This window comes from Kitasatospora sp. NPDC049285, assembly GCF_040678815.1.
Classification (GTDB): Bacteria; Actinomycetota; Actinomycetes; order Streptomycetales; family Streptomycetaceae; genus Kitasatospora.
The window spans coordinates 48,805-64,535 of sequence record NZ_JBFAQR010000018.1 but is presented as its reverse complement, the minus strand read 5'-3'; the positions used below and the strand labels follow the sequence as shown (position 1 = coordinate 64,535).

At 72.9% G+C, this 15,731-nt stretch carries 14 protein-coding genes; 6 read left to right on the top strand and 8 right to left on the bottom strand.

Annotated features, from left to right (window positions below; genetic code table 11):
- Window positions 1-58: 58 nt before the first annotated feature.
- Window positions 59-2,029 carry an NPCBM/NEW2 domain-containing protein gene (locus AB0K51_RS14700; RefSeq protein ID WP_363454428.1) on the top strand — a complete coding sequence of 657 codons (1,971 nt, stop codon included), beginning with the start codon at window positions 59-61 and terminating at the stop codon, window positions 2,027-2,029.
- 117 nt (window positions 2,030-2,146) lie between these two features.
- Here AB0K51_RS14700 and AB0K51_RS14695 read toward each other — a convergent pair whose 3' ends face one another.
- Together AB0K51_RS14695 and AB0K51_RS14690 are read right to left on the bottom strand one after the other, a co-directional pair.
- Complete coding sequence (locus AB0K51_RS14695; protein ID WP_363454336.1) at window positions 2,147-2,473, bottom strand: carboxymuconolactone decarboxylase family protein; 327 nt, start codon at window positions 2,471-2,473, stop codon at window positions 2,147-2,149.
- A gap of 389 nt (window positions 2,474-2,862) precedes the next feature.
- Complete coding sequence (locus AB0K51_RS14690) at window positions 2,863-4,095, bottom strand: serine hydrolase domain-containing protein (RefSeq protein ID WP_363454334.1); 1,233 nt, start codon at window positions 4,093-4,095, stop codon at window positions 2,863-2,865.
- 113 nt (window positions 4,096-4,208) lie between these two features.
- On the opposite strand from AB0K51_RS14690, the gene AB0K51_RS14685 reads away from it, so the two are divergent.
- The gene (locus AB0K51_RS14685) at window positions 4,209-5,363 is read left to right on the top strand and encodes a histidine kinase (RefSeq protein WP_363454332.1); all 1,155 of its coding nucleotides are present in this window, start codon (window positions 4,209-4,211) and stop codon (window positions 5,361-5,363) included.
- Window positions 5,351-5,995 (top strand): response regulator transcription factor, encoded by a 645-nt coding sequence (locus AB0K51_RS14680; protein ID WP_363454330.1) that lies wholly within the window; start codon window positions 5,351-5,353, stop codon window positions 5,993-5,995. Before AB0K51_RS14685 ends, AB0K51_RS14680 begins: the two co-directional genes overlap by 13 nt.
- A 62-nt stretch (window positions 5,996-6,057) precedes the next feature.
- On the opposite strand, the gene AB0K51_RS14675 is transcribed toward AB0K51_RS14680, so the two are convergent.
- Window positions 6,058-7,644, bottom strand: coding sequence for an FAD-dependent monooxygenase (locus AB0K51_RS14675; protein WP_363454328.1), 1,587 nt, complete (start codon window positions 7,642-7,644; stop codon window positions 6,058-6,060).
- 54 nt (window positions 7,645-7,698) lie between these two features.
- Between AB0K51_RS14675 and AB0K51_RS14670 the strand changes: the two genes are divergently transcribed.
- On the top strand, window positions 7,699-8,403 hold the full coding sequence (locus AB0K51_RS14670; protein WP_363454326.1) for a TetR/AcrR family transcriptional regulator C-terminal domain-containing protein: 705 nt from the start codon (window positions 7,699-7,701) through the stop codon (window positions 8,401-8,403).
- Between the two features lie 114 nt (window positions 8,404-8,517).
- Here the strand turns inward: AB0K51_RS14670 and AB0K51_RS14665 are convergent, their stop codons facing one another.
- The gene (locus AB0K51_RS14665) at window positions 8,518-10,833 is read right to left on the bottom strand and encodes a tetratricopeptide repeat protein (RefSeq protein ID WP_363454324.1); all 2,316 of its coding nucleotides are present in this window, start codon (window positions 10,831-10,833) and stop codon (window positions 8,518-8,520) included.
- Between the two features lie 257 nt (window positions 10,834-11,090).
- Here AB0K51_RS14665 and AB0K51_RS14660 point away from each other — a divergent pair, with 257 nt between their 5' ends.
- Together AB0K51_RS14660 and AB0K51_RS14655 are read left to right on the top strand one after the other, a co-directional pair.
- Window positions 11,091-11,534 (top strand): hypothetical protein, encoded by a 444-nt coding sequence (locus AB0K51_RS14660; protein ID WP_363454322.1) that lies wholly within the window; start codon window positions 11,091-11,093, stop codon window positions 11,532-11,534.
- A gap of 19 nt (window positions 11,535-11,553) precedes the next feature.
- Window positions 11,554-12,120, top strand: a complete 567-nt coding sequence (locus tag AB0K51_RS14655) for a hypothetical protein (RefSeq protein WP_363454320.1) — start codon at window positions 11,554-11,556, stop codon at window positions 12,118-12,120.
- Window positions 12,121-12,763: 643 nt separating this feature from the next.
- Here the strand turns inward: AB0K51_RS14655 and AB0K51_RS14650 are convergent.
- The 4 genes from AB0K51_RS14650 to AB0K51_RS14635 form a co-directional block, all read right to left on the bottom strand.
- On the bottom strand, window positions 12,764-13,096 hold the full coding sequence (locus tag AB0K51_RS14650) for a hypothetical protein (RefSeq protein ID WP_363454318.1): 333 nt from the start codon (window positions 13,094-13,096) through the stop codon (window positions 12,764-12,766).
- Window positions 13,097-13,235: 139 nt separating this feature from the next.
- Complete coding sequence (locus AB0K51_RS14645; protein ID WP_363454316.1) at window positions 13,236-13,559, bottom strand: hypothetical protein; 324 nt, start codon at window positions 13,557-13,559, stop codon at window positions 13,236-13,238.
- Entirely contained in the window at window positions 13,556-14,347 is a 792-nt protein-coding gene (locus AB0K51_RS14640; protein ID WP_363454314.1) for a heavy metal-responsive transcriptional regulator, read from the bottom strand. The genes AB0K51_RS14645 and AB0K51_RS14640 overlap by 4 nt, the downstream gene beginning before the upstream one ends.
- A 129-nt stretch (window positions 14,348-14,476) precedes the next feature.
- Window positions 14,477-15,706 (bottom strand): MFS transporter, encoded by a 1,230-nt coding sequence (locus AB0K51_RS14635; RefSeq protein ID WP_363454312.1) that lies wholly within the window; start codon window positions 15,704-15,706, stop codon window positions 14,477-14,479.
- Window positions 15,707-15,731 lie beyond the last annotated feature (25 nt).

Sequence of the window (15,731 nt, the reverse complement as noted above, 5' to 3'; positions counted from 1 at the left end):
ACTCGCCACCGCACCGGCCGCGTCGGCGCTGGACAACGGGATCAACCTGACCCCGCAGATGGGGTTCAACAACTGGAACACCACCGGGTGCGGGTCCGAGTTCAACGAGGACCTGGTCAAGGGCATGGCCGACCTGTTCGTCAGCAAGGGCCTCAAGGCGGCCGGCTACCGGTACGTCAACCTCGACGACTGCTGGGCGCTGCCGCAACGCGACGCCGCCGGCAACCTGGTCCCCGACCCGGTGCGCTTTCCGCACGGCATCAAGGCGCTCGCCGACTACGTGCACGGCAAGGGCTTGAAGTTCGGCATCTACTCCAGTGCCGGCACCAGGACCTGTGACGTCCGGGGCTTTCCGGGCGGCCTCGGCCACGAGCAGCAGGACGCCGACCTGTGGGCGTCCTGGGGTGTCGACTACCTGAAGTACGACAACTGCAACAACCAGGGCGTCGACGCGCAGACCCGCTACCAGGCGATGGGCGACGCGCTGAAGAAGACCGGCCGCCCGATCCTGTACAGCATCTGCGAGTGGGGCTCCACCGGCCCGTGGAACTGGGCACCGCCGGTCGGCAACTCCTGGCGCACCACCGGCGACATCAGCGACACCTGGCAGAGCATGATCGCCATCGCGCACGCCAACCAGGGCCTGTCCGCCTACGCCAAGCCCGGCGCGTACAACGACCCCGACATGCTGGAGGTCGGCAACGGCGGCATGACCGGCACCGAGTACCGCACCCACTTCAGCCTGTGGGCCGAGATGAACGCCCCGCTGCTGATCGGCGCCGACCTGCGCACCGCCCAGCAGGAGACCCTCGACATCCTCACCAACACCGACGTCATCGCCGTCGACCAGGACCCGCTCGGCAAGCAGGGCTCCGTCGTCTCAGGCGACAACGGCCTGGTCGTGATGAGCAAGCCGCTGGCGGACGGCAGCCGCGCGGTCACCCTCACCAACGAGGGCTCCTACGACGCCACCATCACCACCACGGTCCAGACCGTCGGTATCGCCGGTGCGCCCTCGTACACGGTCAAGGACCTGTGGTCGAAGAAGACCACCACCAGCACCGGCAGCATCAGCGCCACGGTTCCCGGCCACGGCACGGCCATGTTCCGGGTCACCCCGAGCGCGCCCGTCCCGCCGGCCACCGGCATGAGCTACCTGAGCGACCTGCCGTTCCTCAGCCAGTCCAGCGGCTGGGGCCCGGTCGAGCGCGACCACAGCAACGGCGACTGGGCAGCGGGCGACGGCCACACCCTCGCCATCCGCGGCACCACCTACGCCAAGGGCCTGGGCGTCAACGCGTCCAGCGACATCACCTTCCACCTCGGCGGCGCCTGCAAGAACCTGGTGACCAGCGTCGGCATCGACGACGAGGCCTACGGCAACGGTTCGGCGGTCTTCCAGATATTCAAGGACGGCACCAAGGCCGCCGACAGCGGGAAGCTCACCGGCAAGGACCCCGCCAAGAAGCTGACCGCCGACCTCACCGGCGCCACCACCCTGCGCCTGGTGGTCACCGACGCCGGCGACGGCACCAGTTGGGACCACGCAGACTGGGCCGACGCCGAGATCGCCTGCGGCAACGGCCCCGCTGCCGGCGCGCACCAGCTCTCCGACCTCACCTGGTCCTCCGCGAGCAACGGCTGGGGCCAGGTCGAGAAGGACATGAGCAACGGCGACAACCAGTCCGGCGACGGCCACACCCTCACCATCGGCACCACCACCTACGCCAAGGGCCTCGGCGTCAACGCGTCCAGCGAGATCGTCTACTACCTCGGCGGTTCCTGCACCACGCTGACCACTGACGTCGGCGTCGACACCGAAGCCATGGGCCGTGGCACCGTCGCCTTCCAGATCTACAAGGACGGCGCCAAGGCCGCCGACAGCGGCCTGGTCACCGCCTCGACCGGCGTCAAGCACCTCACCGCCGACCTCACCGGCGCCAACGAGCTCCACCTCGTGGTCACCGACGGCGGAGACGGCAGCAACAGCGACCACGCCGACTGGGCCGGTCCCGTCCTGACCTGCTGACACCCGCTCGGTTTCCGCCGCGACGTCGAAGGCTCCGCCGGTTCCACCCGGCGGAGCCTTCGACGTCGGCAGCGACAGCTCCGACAGGCGGCGCAGCCGTCGAGCGGCTGCCGGGGCCTAGGCCCCCTTCGAGACTTCCTCGTCGGCGACGGCGATCGCGATGCCGAGCGCCTCGGCGATGTGTCCGGCGGCGGACATGACGCGGGCGGTCCCGACGATCGGGGCGATGGCGACCAGGACGTCCTGCAGTTGGGCGGCGGTGAGGTTGGCCTTCATCGCGGGCTCGATGTGTGCGAGGTAGGACAGCGGCGGGGCGTCCATCGCGGCGAGGGCCGCGATGCGGGTGAGAATGAGCATGTCCTGCGGCAGACCGCAGCGCTCGATCGAATCCATCGTCATGGCCGCAAGCGTGTCGAGGACGGGCGTGTCGGATGCAGTGGTCACGTGACTCTCCTCAGAGCTGGAGTGCACCGGCACGACTCCCGAGACGACGCGGAAGCGCCCGTGCGATGCCGGAGGGCATCGCCCCCCACGCCCAGACTCTAGGAACCCGTAGGAGCGGGCGCAGGACGAGCAAGCCGTCCAGGTGAACTCCCGCCACCACTCGGCTCGGCCGGTTCGGGACCCGTCCGGTGGCACGGGCCGCGGCGGCGCCGGGTTCTGGCTGGTCATCAGGCCGACTCCCGTCAGCGTCCGGAACGCGTCGCCACGGCGTTCGCCCGCAGGCCACGTGCCTCCGACAGGAGGATCCGGATCTCATCCGTCGTACCGAAGACGCGTTCCCCGTGCCGCCGATCGCCCGGTTCCGCAGCCTCGTACGGAACGGGGCCCGGCTAGCGCCGGTCGGTGTCCGTCGCGCCGCACAGCGCGTCGTCGACCAGCCTGCTCTCCGCCTGCGTCACCCCCAGGACGTCCTCGGTCGATGCGGCGAGGACGCCCGACAGCGAGACGGTGACGCCCCGTCGGCCGTCAGCTGTGACGCCGGTCGCGGTGATCCAACCCGCGTCGCCGCCCTCGTGGCCCCAGTACACCCCGCCGCAGGACAGCGGGCGGGAGAAGAGCCCCAGTCCGTCGCGGGCGCCCGGCATCAGCGGCTCGAACTCCTCGCCGACGGGGACGGTCCGCGTCATCTGCCGGAGTTGCGCCGGGGGCAGGAGCCGGCCGCCGAGCAGGGCGCGGAAGAACAGGTCGAGATCGGCGGTGGTGGAGACCAGCCCCGCCTCTCCGTTGGTGCCGAAGCCGACCTGCTCGGTGACGTCCACCAACGGACCGTCGGGCGCGAACCGCTGGTAGGTCTCGGCGTGCGGCTGGGGCAGCGTCGGCGAGGTGCCCGGCCGGAAGGTGTGGTCGAGGCCGAGCGGGCGGACGATCCGGTCCGCCACATCCTGGTGCCAGGGGCTTCCGGTGACCTTCTCGATGATCATGCCGAGCAGGACGTAGCCGGTGTTGGAGTACCGCCAGTGCTTGCCGGGCCGGAAGTCCGGGTGGTGGCGCATCGCCCGGGCGACGGTCTGCTCGGGCGTGGAGGTGTCGTACCGGTGCTCCTGGAAGTCGTCCGCCGAGGTGTAGTCGGGGTAGTCGTCGTGGATGCCGCTGGTGTGCTGGAGCAGGTGGCGGACGGTGATCTTGCGTCCGTCGTTGCCGTTCCCGGACACCACGCCCGGCAACCACCGCTCCACCGGGTCGTCCAGCGAGAGCTTGCCCTCACCGGTCAGTTGCAGGACCACGGTGGCCACGAACGCCTTGGTGACGCTGGCCACCCGGAAGTATCCGTCCGCCGAAACCGGCTGACCGCTCGTCAGGTCGGCGACGCCGCTCGTGGCGGTCAGGTCCCGCCCGTCGGCGCTGACCAGGCGGGCCTGGACACCCGTCACACCGAGTGCGGCGATCGCATCGGCGTCCCGCTGGAGCTGGAGCCGGTGCCGGAGCCGGCCGTCCTCCTGCCCGGCGGCCGCCACGCCGGGCACGCAGGTGGACAGGGTCGCGGCCACCACGGCGGCCAGGACCAGGTTCCGTCGGGCGGACCTGCCGCGTCGCCGGACCGGGAGAATCTGTGGGTTCGTCATGGGCGTTGACGCTAGGTCGGGTCGGGGAGCGCGGGCAGTACAGCCCACGGGTGGGAAAAAGGTGGAGCGGGCTGTAGTGCCGGGCGCGGTCGCGATGGCCCAGACTTGCGCGGATGAACCACTCCGTGGCCGATCGACTGTCGGCGACGTGGCGCGCTCTGGGCTACCTGCTGGGCAGCCTCGGCACCGCCGCGCTCGCCCTCCTCGCGCTGCCCGTACTCCTCGTCCCGACCACGGCGGGGGCCTGGGCGTCCTGGCAACGGCGCCGCGCCGAACGGCAGTTGGCGATCCCGGCCACCGGTCCCGTCGTCGTGGGTGGGTGGCGGGTCCTCGGCTGGCTGGGCGGCTGGATCGTGACCGGTCTGGCGTTCGGGTCGGTCGTGGTGCTGTGCGCGGGCAACGCGGTGACCGCGGCCGTCACCGTGCCCGTGTGGTGGGCGCTGCCCGCCGGCACCCGCGCGGGCGGTTTCGCCGCCGGGTTCCAACTCTCGGGGTGGGGAACGGCGTTGACCCTGGGGACCGCCCAGGCCGTCGCCTTCGCGGCCCTGACCTGCTGGCTGGTTCCCCCGCTGGCGCGCCTGCACGCCCGGATCTGCACGGTGCTGCTGTCCCCCTCGGCCGCCGACCGCCTGACGCAGCGGGTGGGGGCGCTGACCGAGACGCGGGCCAACGCCATGAAGGCGCACGGCGCGGAACTCCGCCGGATCGAACGCGACCTGCACGACGGCACCCAGGCCCGGCTGGTGGCCATCGCGCTGCGGCTGGGCGTGGCCCGCGAGGTGCTGCACGAGGACCCCGCGATGGTGGCCGCGCTGCTGGAGGAGGCGCACCGGAACACCGAGGAGGCCATGGTGGAGCTCCGCACCGTGCTCCGGTCGATCCATCCGCCGATCCTCGCCGACCGCGGCCTCGCCGGGGCGTTGGCCGCGCTGGGCACCCGATCGGCGATCGACACGGCCCTCGACGTCGGCGAGCTCGGCACGATCCCCGCCGCGGTCGAGGCGGTGGCGTACTTCACCGTCGCCGAGGCGCTCACCAACGCCGCCAAGCACAGCCGGGCCACCCGCACCGCCGTCCGCGTCGCACGCGCCGACGACCACCTGTCGATCGAGGTCAGCGACGACGGCGTCGGCGGCGCCGACGAGACCCGGGGTACCGGCCTCGCCGGGATCCGCCACCGGGTCCTGGCGTTCGACGGCGCCGTCCGGATCCACAGCCCGCGCGGCGGCCCGACCACGATCGAGGTGAGCCTGCCGTGCGGGTCGTGATCGCCGAGGACAACGTCCTGCTGTCCAGCGGCCTGGAACTCCTGCTGACCGCCAAGGGCTTCCACGTCGCCGCGATCACCCGGGACGCTCCCGGCTTCGCCACCGCCGTCGCCGAACACCGGCCGGACGTCGCCATCGTCGACGTGCGACTGCCACCGACCTTCCGGGACGAGGGCATCCACGCCGCCATCCGCGCCCGCCGCCGGCACCCCGGCCTGCCGGTGCTCGTCCTCTCGCAGTACGTCGAGCAGCAGTACGCGGGCGAGCTGGTCTCGGACGGTCTCGGCGGCATCGGCTACCTCCTCAAGGACCGGGTGGGCCGGGTCAGCGAGTTCGTCGACGCGCTGCGCCGGGTCGCCGCCGGCGGCACCGTCATGGACCCCGAGGTGATCGGGCAGCTCCTCACCCGTCCCGCTCGCGACCCGATCGCCGCCCTCACCCGACGCGAACGCGAGGTCCTCGCCCTGATGGCCGAAGGAATGGACAACGCCACGATCGCGGCCCGCCTCGTCATCACCGACAACGCCGTCCACAAACACATCGGCAACGTCTTCACCAAGCTCGGCCTCTCCCCCGACGACAGCGGCCACCGCCGCGTCCTCGCGGTCCTCACCTACCTCAGCCGCCGCTAGCCGGCCCGGCCGGCACCCGTGGACGACCGTGCGTCGGGCGCCGCCGCACGGGTGACGGCGGGTCAGGTGGCCGGTGCCGCGACCGGGCGGGCCAGCACCTGGTCCAAGGCGTCGGCGAGGTGCCGCGCCGGGTCCGGGACCGGCGCCTCGGCCCGCAGCGCGACGATCGCGTCCGGTCGCACGAGCAGCGCCCCGTCGTCCGGCAGCCACGGTGTCCGGACCTGATGCGCCGGCAGGCCGATGGCCACCGCGGCCGCGCGCCAGCGCTTCCCCGCGACGCCCACCAACAGAGTCCACCGGGAGGCGACCAGGTCGAGCGTGGAGACGTCGTCGACCCACGCGTGCGGCACCCGGGAACCGGGCGACCCGTCCAGCGACGCCACCAGGTCGACCGTGGATGGGAGTTCGGGCCGCGGGTCGACGACGGCGGCTGAGTCGTACCGCTGACCGAGGTGGACGACCGGCGCCGCCCAGACCCCCGCCGCTGCCCGGGCGGCGTCGGCCTCGGGTCCACGTCCCCAGTGCAGTGCCGGGTCGGCGTACCTGCGCATGGCCTGGTCCAGCGTCGCCGCGGCGACCGGCTCGCGTTCCTGCGCGTAGGTGTCGAGCAGGCCGGCGCCCGCCTCGCCGTGGTGGACGGCGGCCAGCTTCCACGCCAGGTTGTGGGCGTCGGCGACGCCGGTGTTGAGGCCGAACGCGCCCAGGGGTGCCACGGTGTGCGCGGCGTCGCCGACCAGGAACACGCGCCCGACGGCGAAGCGGTCGGCCTGGGCACTGCGGGGCCGCCACGGCAACACGCTGCGCACCTCGACGTCCAGGTCGGGATCGCCGACCGCCGCGCGCACGACCTCGACGCAGCGTTCGTCGGTGTAGTCCTCGGGGTGCTCGCCGCCGTCCACGTCGCAGGTGACGTGGAAGACCCAGGTGGTCGCCCCGTCCACGGTGACCAGCAGGCCGGGCGCCGCGGGCGTGGTGATCGTGCAGGTGCCGAAGGACATCCCCCGCAGGTGGGGACGGAGGTCGGCGCGGAACAGAATGTTGATCTTCGACTTGCCGAGGTCGCCCGCGCCGGAGGTGCCCACGCCGAGCGCGGTCCGCACGGGGCTGCGCGCACCGTCCGCGGCCACCACGTACGCGGCGCGCAGCCGGTAGCGACCGTCGGGTCCCTCGAGCTCGACGTCGACCCCGTCGGCGTCCTGCGCGATGCCGACCAGGCGGGTCGACCAGCGCACGTCCGCTCCGCGCCGCGCCAGGTCGGCCGCCACCGCGGCGTCGAGCCGGTCCTGTGCGCAGACGCCGCGCAGCCGGAACGGCGTCGTGTCCAGCTCGGTGGCGGACGGGACCGGCATGGGCACGGCCACGACGTCACCCGCGCCCATCTCGACGACGGTCCGCGCCACCGCCTTGGCCGTGGCACCGCGCAGGTCGACGGCGACGGCGTCGACGGCGGCGTCCAGCCCGAGTTCGCGCAGGATCTCGACCGTCCGGGGCCCGATGCCGGTGGCACGCGGGTGGACGGACGGCCCCGGGCGGCGTTCGACGAGCACCGCGGGGACGCCGTGGTGGGCGAGCAACGCAGCGGTGAGCAGCCCGACGCTGCCGCCTCCGACCACCACGACCGGCACTTCTGGATACACTGTTTCCGTCATGGATACACCGTAGCCAGAAGCTAGAATGCCGGTCAACGAGAATGGGAGCCCCCGATGACCGAACCCGCTCCCTGGTCGGTGTGGACCAGGCCCCGCCCCGAACCGGCCCGCCGCGCCCCGGGCGTGGACCAGTACGTGGCCGCCGCGCTGGCCGTCGCCGACGCGGAGGGCCTGGCCGCGGTCTCGATGCGCCGGGTCGCCGGCGACCTCGGTTCCGGCACGGCCACCCTCTACCGCTACATCACCAACCGCGACGAGCTGGTGGACCTGATGGTCGACGCGGCCCAGGGCGAGGACCCGCTCCCCGAGCCCACCCCCGACTGGCGCACCGACCTCGCCGCGGTCGCGCACGCCCAACGCGCGACCCTGCTGCGCCACCCGTGGCTGGCCGCCGAACTCGCGGGCCGGCCCTCACTCGGCCCCAATACGCTGCGCCGGGCCGAATCCGCCCTCCGCGCCGCCGTCGCCCTCACCCCCGACATCACCCTGGCCTCGCAGGCCCTCAGCACCCTGCACGCCTACGTGCTCGGTTCGGTCGCCACCCAGCAGGCCGCCCGGCGCGCCGAACAACGCACCGGCCTGACCGAGGAACAGTGGCAGCGCAGCCTCGGCCCCTACATCAGCGCCGTCCTCGCGGCGGGCGAACACCCGATGCTCGCCCGCCGCGTCCACGAGACCCAAGAACCCGACCCCGACACGGAGTTCGCATTCGGCCTCGACTGCGTCCTCGACGGCCTCGCCACCCGCGCGGGCCGCTGACCGGCACCACGAGCACCCGGACCTGGTGCCACGCGAACCCGATGCCGGGGATCCGGTGCCGGGGATCCGGTGCCGGGGATCCGAGACGATCCAGGGCCTGGACTCGGCCTCGCGTCAACCGGTGGAGTTCAGCCTGGCCAGGATCTCCTCCTCGGACATTCCGGCCTTCCGCGCGAAAGTGAGCGCCCGCTCGCGGAAGGACCGCGCCTCGGCGTCCCTCCCCAGGGCCTCCAGCACGAGGGTGCTTCCCATCAGGCTGTGCGCCTGGAAGTACTCGTCGCCGATCGACCGGCTGGTCTCGAACTGCTGTTGGAAGCAGCTCAGGGCGGAGGCGTGGTCTCCCGTGTCGCGGTGCAGCAGGGCCAGGTTGCCCAGGACGATGACCTGACCGCGGATCTCGTCCGCGGCGCGGAGGTCCGCCATGGCGTCCTCGTACTGCGCGCGCGCCCCGGCGTGGTCGCCCAGCAGGTGACGGAACCACCCGGCGTTCAAGCGGATCACGCCGCGGCTGCGCAGCTTGCCGTCCGCGCTTCCGATGACGGCCAGGGCCCCGTCGTACGCCGTGAGTGCAGCACGGTAGTCCTTGCGCGCCTCGTGGATCAGACCGATGTCCGCGAGGGCCGCCACCTCAAGACCGCGCTCGCCGATCGCGCGGAACAGGTCGACCGCCGCCTGTAGTTGGGGCTCGGCCTCGTCCAGACGGCCGAGCTGGCTCTGCGCGACGCCCATCCCGTGCAGGGCCCGTGCCTGCGCGTACCGGTCGTCCAGGGCCCGGCCGGCGGCGAGGGCGAGGGCGTGGCTCTGGACGTACTCCTCCAGGCGCCAGCGCAGCATGAAGTAGCCCTTCTGGTAGAGCGCGATCCGCCACACGTGGTCGGGCAAGTCGCAGGCCGCCAGCCATCGCACCACCGCACCGGAGTTGGCCGCCTCCGCGTCGAACCATGCGAGGGCCCGGTCGTACGAGTCGAATGAGGTCGCGATTCCCGACCACCGGCACGGTCCGGGCTCCGGCAGCTCCGGTGTCCTGATGGCGAGCGCCGCGCGGTGGACCGTGTCCACGTACCAGTCGGCGAGCCGCCGTTGCGCGGCGGCTCGGGCCTCCGGCGGTGCTGCGGCGGCGAGTTCGGCCGCGTACACCCGCAGCAGGTCGTGCAGGGCGTACCGCCCGGGGCTCGGCTGCTGGAGCAGGTGCTCGTCGACGAGCCGTTCGAGGAGGTCCTCGGCCCGCGCCGGGTCGACTCCGTGCAGAGCGGCGACCGAGTCCGGGGTCAAGTCGGCGCCCGGATGCAGCCCGAGGGTGTGGAACAACGCGCGCAGCGGGTTCGGAAGGCTGCGCAGCGAGAGCGCGAACACGTGCCGCAGCCGGCGGCCGCCGGTCTCCAGCTCGGAGAGACCGCGTTCGAGGCGCTCGGCGAAGTGGTCCAGCGACCAGGCCGGTCGGGCGCGCAGCCGCGCGGCGACGATGGCGAGGGCCAGCGGCAGGTATCCGCAGGCCTTGGCGATCGCCCGGGAGGCGGCCGGTTCCGCCTCCGTCCGCTGCGGTCCGACGATGCGCGCGAGCAGCGCCAGGGCCTCCTGCTCGGTGAAGACGTCCAGCGGGTACAGGTCGGCTCCGTCGAGGCCGGCGAGGCTGCGCCTGCTGGTGACCAGGACCAGGCAGTCGGGGCCGCCCGGTACGAGGTCGCGGACCTGTTCCTCGTCGGCCGCGTTGTCGAGCAGGACGAGCGCGGCCTGGTCCTGTAGCCGGTCCCGGAACATCGCCGCGCGTTCGGCGCGGCCGGTGGGCACCTGGGCGGGCGGTACGCCGAGTTGGCGCAGGAACGCCGCCAGCACCTCCGACGGGTCAGCGGGCTCCTGCTCGGGGTCGAACCCGTGCAGGTCCACGTAGAGCTGCGCGTCCGTGAACCGTCCGTCCCGGACCAGCCGGTGTGCCACGTGCACGGCGAGCCGGGTCTTCCCGACGCCGGCCATCCCCTCGATCGCCGAGATCACCACGGTGGCCGCGCGGCGGCCGGGACCGGTCGCGGCGGCCATCACCTCGCGCACCACGCGGTCGCGACCGGTGAAGGTGGCCAGGTCGGCCGGCAGCTGCCGGAACACCCCGGAAGACCCTCCGGACTTGGCTGTGGCGTGCACCGCGAGGCACGCCTCCCGCCACTGCGCCACCTCGGATTCGCCCAGCCCGAGGGCTCGGACGATGCCGACCACCAGGTCCAGGTCGAGCCGCCGCCGACCGGGCTTGAAGGCGTCGACCACGGTGAACGCCGAGACCGTGCGGGGTGGCCGCAACAGCGGTCCGGTCCGGGCGGCCAGGACGCGGTAGGACGGCTGCCCCGCCCACCGGCGTAACTCGCCCAACAGGCCGATGAATTCGGCCAGGTCGGCGGCCCGGAGCGGATCCGGAGGAGCACCGTTGATCGCATCCGCCACAGCCGTCCCCCTCGATGCCGTCCCCGTCCGTGTCGGCCAGAGTCTAGGACGTGTGTGGGGTCGTGTGGGATCCGTGACCGCAGCCGCCACCCACGGGACTCTTGAGTCACGGGGGGAGGCCGCCGGGACGCCGATCGGCAGGTGCCGTGCAGGCGCCGTCGAGGCACCGGCGTCCCGGCGGATCGCCCCCTTCACCACCCGCACGAGAAGGGGGACGTATGCGTTTTCGAAGGATCGCCGCTACGGGCCTGTCGCTGTTGTCGACAGCAGGCCTGCTGACCGCCGCCACGGGCACGGCTCACGCCGACAGCCCGGTGCGGCTCTGCGGGCCCACCCATGCGGTGAACTACAACTACACGGCGCAGGCCTGCCTGACGATGACCGGGCTGGAGTGGGGAACGCCCAAGTTCACCCGCTTCGCGTCCTACCGCGGCGGCAGCACCGACATCCGCATGGGATTCGCGGTCATGGAGGCCCCGCCGAGCAGCCCCTACAGCGGCTGGTACATCTCGCAGAGCTGGCCGACGGGCAACCTGACGACCTATCAGAACGGCTCGTACAACGGCTCCATCAGCGACGGCGACCCGTCCAACGGCACCGGGGGGATCGGGCACACCGGCCACTGCTACACGGCCGTCACGTTCTTCACCGAGTCCGGCGTCTGGCACTACGGCGCCCAGTCCAAGCCCATCTGCATCTAGCCCAGGAGAGAACTCCGAGATGACTTCGAAGTCCAACCGGCCCGTCCGGACCGCCGTCGCCGGACTGGTCGCGCTCGCCGCAGCGGCGACGACGGTGACCGTCCTCGCCGCCCCGGCCTCCGCCGCGGGCGCGTGCCCCGCGCCGATCGTGTCCAACGTGCCGACGCAGATCAACGACATGTACGGCGACCACCTCGGCGTCCTCTACATCGGCTACATCGGCGGCACCTGCCGCAAGGAGTACGCCGAGGTCCGCTGGACCAACTCGGACTACCACGCCAACTCCGGCTCGATCTGGCTGGAGGACGCCTACGGCCACCAGGCCGGCAAGGTCTACTTCGGCGGCAAGGACCTCACCGGCTTCAACGGCTCCCAGTTCATCCCGATCGACGGGTACACCGGCGACTTCAACGGCTACTACTACTCGACCCCGCACATCGCCATCAACTGGGTCACCACCGTGATCATGGGGCCGGTCAGCGGCCACATGTTCCCCACCTGCATCGGCGAGCACGACTACCACGGCAACTACCACGACTTCTACAACGGCTACAACAGCTCGGACCACTCCTCCGAGAAGTGCTGAGGTAGGCGCTCGTCCCGGCTCCCGGTCCCCGCCCGCCTGCGCCGCCTTCGAATCCGGCACCCGTTGCCGCACACGCCTCGGACAACTGGCCAGCGGGCGGGCCGTGTTGTCGGTACGGTCGGCGCAGGGACGGTGCGGGTCGGGTGGGGGTCGGGTGTCCGAGGTGGATGTCGTCGTGGACTGCGTGTTCGCGTGGGCCGCGTACACCGCGCGCCCGGACGGAGAGCGCCCGGCCGCAGGGGATGCGTGGGCGGCAGCGGGCCGGGTGCGGGACGTGGTCGTGGAGTACCTCGGCGCGGGCGGCGCGGTCGCGCGACTGGAGCGGGAGGCCGCCTCGGGACTGGCCACGCCCACGACGCTGACGCGCTATCAGCTCCGCGCGTCCCTGGCCGAAGCCGTGGCCAGGGACGCGGCGTTCGCCTCTTCCGCTTCCACCCCGGCACCCCGTAGCGCCGCACCGCCTCGCTCCACGACCTCGGTCGAGTGCCTGCCCGGCCGGACCCTCGACCACAGCCGCCGCCATCGGCGCGCCCCGAGAGCCCACGCCGGGGCGGTCGGCATCACCGTTCGGGTCCTGCTGAGCGGGCATGCCGCGACGCTGCCGCCCGCGGCGGACCCCGCCGCGGATCTGGCCGCACTGCCCTCAGCGAACGGTGCCGGCCGCGTCCAGGGCCTGCTTGAGCTCGTCGGTCAACTGCGCGGCGGTGGCAGCCGCAACGGACATGAGCTTCGCCGCCTCCGACGCCCGCGGATCACCGGTGAGCCCCGGCAGCGCCTCGGCCTGGTGTCGCACGACGTCCGCGAGGGCCGCCGCCAGGCGCTGCGTCCAGTCCAGGGAGTTGGCGACGTCCGACGGCCGCCCCCACCCGGTACGCCCCACCGCGATGTCGTCGGCCACGCCGGCAACGGAGCGGGCGCTGCTCCTCAACGGCTCCATCGGGTCGTACGGCGCCACGTTCTCCCCCTCGGTCGGCATCCTCAGCATCGAGAGTGCCGCAGCAGCCCGCCCCATGGAGTCGATTCCCACGCAGTTGACCTGAATTGCACCCGCCTGCCGATCGAAACCTGCCGAGCCGAGCCCGACATCGCTCGCCCGTGCCGACGGGCGAAAGCCGTCACCGGCTCCAGCCTCGCCGAACCGTGGTGTCGCTCCCGCCGGGCGGGCCGAGCGAAGGCATCCCGAGGTCGGCCTTCGCCGGGCCGGTGGAGCACGCGGCGGCACGGCGGCGCCGACGCACGACCACCAGCGCGGTGACAGCGACCGCGGCCAGGACGGCGAGGCCGGGCACCCACAGGGCGCCGATCGCGGAGAGTACGCCGACACCGCCGAGGGCGGCCAGCCGCGGACCGGCGCAGCACACCGCGCAGGCGGCGACCGCGGCCGTGCCGGTGCCCAGCAGGCCCCACGGCTTCGACGCGCGGGCAGGGGTGCGGGTCACGGGGTCGCTCCGAACAGGTCGGCCAGCATGCCGGCGCCGTCCTCAGGGGCGCGCACGGCCAACTGGACGGCGGTGGGGGTGAGATGCAGGGCGAAGTCGAGGAATCCGCAGCAGCTCTGCTCGGCCGCCGCGAGTTCGGCGAGTCGGCCTGCCAGGCGCGGGTCGGCGGGGAAGGTCAGCCGCAGTCCGTCGGGGATCTTCTCGCGCCGTACGGCCTCGGCGACCAGCTGGCGCCACTGGGCGCTGCGCTCGCCTACCTGGTCGCCGCCGAGGGTGCACGCCACCGGGGCCCGCCGCCACTCCTCCCCCTCCCCCGCTCCCGACTCGGATGCGGTGCGCGTGGGAGACAGGTCCACGGCCACCGGCCCGGTGCCGGCGGGGGCCGCGGTGGTGGTGCAGCCGCAGTCCGGCCCGCACCCGCCCGCGGGGGCCGGGCCCTCCAGGGCGGCGTGGACAGCGGCCAGGCGGGAGGAGAACGCGGTCAGCTCGGCGATCCGCGCGTCGGTGTCGGCGATCCGGTCGGCGACCAGCGCCCGCATCCGCCCTCGCACCGGCGCGCACACCCCCTGCTCCCGGACGTCGAGGAGTTCGCGGATCTCCTCCAACGGCAGGCCCAGCAGCTTCGCCGAGGAGATGAACCCCAGCCGCTCCACCGCCTCCTCCCCGTACACGCGGTACCCGGCCGGGGTCCGCTCGGCCGGCAGCAGCCCGGCGCCCTCGTAGAAGCGCAGCGTCGTCGCCGGAACACCGGAGCGTTCGGCGAGCTGCGAGATGCGGTAGCTCGTCACACCGCCGACGGTAGACCTTCGACCCGACTCGAAGGTCAAGCCCCGACGGAGCCGGGCCATCACGCGCCGCTCTGGCCGCGGCCTCCTGCTCTGCGGGATCCGGAGCATCCGGATCCCGCTGAGCGGTCGTCAACAGCTGTGGGTCGGCAACACCTGTGGATCAGCGGATGCTCGGCTCGGGCTCGTGCTGCCGAATCGGAGTGGTCTCCGGCGTGTTTCCTGTCGGTGTGCGCGCGGGCAGTCGGCTGCCTTCGATGTCGACGTTGGGCAGCATGCGGTCGAGCCCGCGAGGGAGCCACCAGGCGCGCCCGCGATCGCGTACGGCCAGCTCGGAGCCGCGGCGAGCGCGGCCAGGGCGGTGGCGGCGACCAGCGCGGCGGCGCGGACCACCGCGGCCGGCCCCGCTCTGCGGATCAGGTGATCAGCGCAGGCTCGTCCGGTGATGGTGCCCGCCTGGTATGCCGCGTAGGCCAGCGGAGCCGTCGGCAGGGAGGCGGCGAGGACCTGGTGGAGGTAGACGGTCGACCAGGCCGAGACCGTGGAGTCGATGACGTACGCGACGAGGAGGACCAGGCCGAACGGGACGAGCTTGGCCCACATCCTCCGGCCGAGCGGCACCGCGGCGCTCTCGGACGGTGTGCCGGCTGCCGTCGGGTCCGCGATCGGGTGGGAGCGGATGGTCAGGGCGAGAGCCAGGACGAGGGCGGCCTGAGCGGTCAGGGTCTGCTCGGGCGGACTGCCGAGGCGAGCCATGCCCGCCGTCAGGAGGGCCGAGGCGACGCCTCCCACGCTCCAGAGGGCGTAGAACGACGAGAAGATGCTGCGCCCGTACGCTCGCTCGACCGCCGAGGCCCGGGTGTTCACGGAGACGTCGATGCCACCCAGGGCCGTTCCGAACAGCAGGTAGGCGACGGTGACGCTGGCCTGACCGGGCGCCCACCCGATCAGCAGCAGGGCGGCGGCGGTCGCCACAGCGGCCCAGCGCATGGCGGCGACCGCGCCCACCCGTCGGATCGCGGCCAACCCGGCGAAGCTGCCGGCGCCCGCGGCGAGTGCGACGGTGACCATCAGCACGGTGGTCATCAGCGACGACAGCCCGAGATGCTGCTGGATGCCCGGCACCGTGGTGAACACCGCCGCCACGGCGGCGCCCTGGGCGGCGAACGCGGTTGCGGTGACTCGTCGGGCGCCCGCGAGCGGGCCTGTGCGTCGATCGTCCGCCGGTACCGCGGCCTGCAGGAAGAGGGTCATGGCGCGCCTGACTGCCGGGCGCTCGTTGGGCACCGGCGCATCTCGAAGGATCGGATTGCCGCAACCGTACGGAGCGGATCGGGCCGGACTCAGGGCGCCGGAGGCCATCTGCCGGACTCCGGCGGCCAGCACG

Bases quoted from the DNA above. Each gene is read 5' to 3' on its own strand.
- AB0K51_RS14700 (WP_363454428.1), top strand. From the start codon at position 59: ATGGGGTTCAACAACTGGAACACCACCGGGTGCGGGTCCGAGTTCAAC.
- AB0K51_RS14690 (WP_363454334.1), bottom strand. From the start codon at position 4,095: ATGACGAACCCACAGATTCTCCCGGTCCGGCGACGCGGCAGGTCCGCC.
- AB0K51_RS14685 (WP_363454332.1), top strand. From the start codon at position 4,209: ATGAACCACTCCGTGGCCGATCGACTGTCGGCGACGTGGCGCGCTCTG.
- AB0K51_RS14675 (WP_363454328.1), bottom strand. From the start codon at position 7,644: ATGACGGAAACAGTGTATCCAGAAGTGCCGGTCGTGGTGGTCGGAGGC.
- AB0K51_RS14670 (WP_363454326.1), top strand. From the start codon at position 7,699: ATGACCGAACCCGCTCCCTGGTCGGTGTGGACCAGGCCCCGCCCCGAA.
- AB0K51_RS14655 (WP_363454320.1), top strand. From the start codon at position 11,554: ATGACTTCGAAGTCCAACCGGCCCGTCCGGACCGCCGTCGCCGGACTG.
- AB0K51_RS14650 (WP_363454318.1), bottom strand. From the start codon at position 13,096: ATGCCGACCGAGGGGGAGAACGTGGCGCCGTACGACCCGATGGAGCCG.
- AB0K51_RS14635 (WP_363454312.1), bottom strand. From the start codon at position 15,706: ATGGCCTCCGGCGCCCTGAGTCCGGCCCGATCCGCTCCGTACGGTTGC.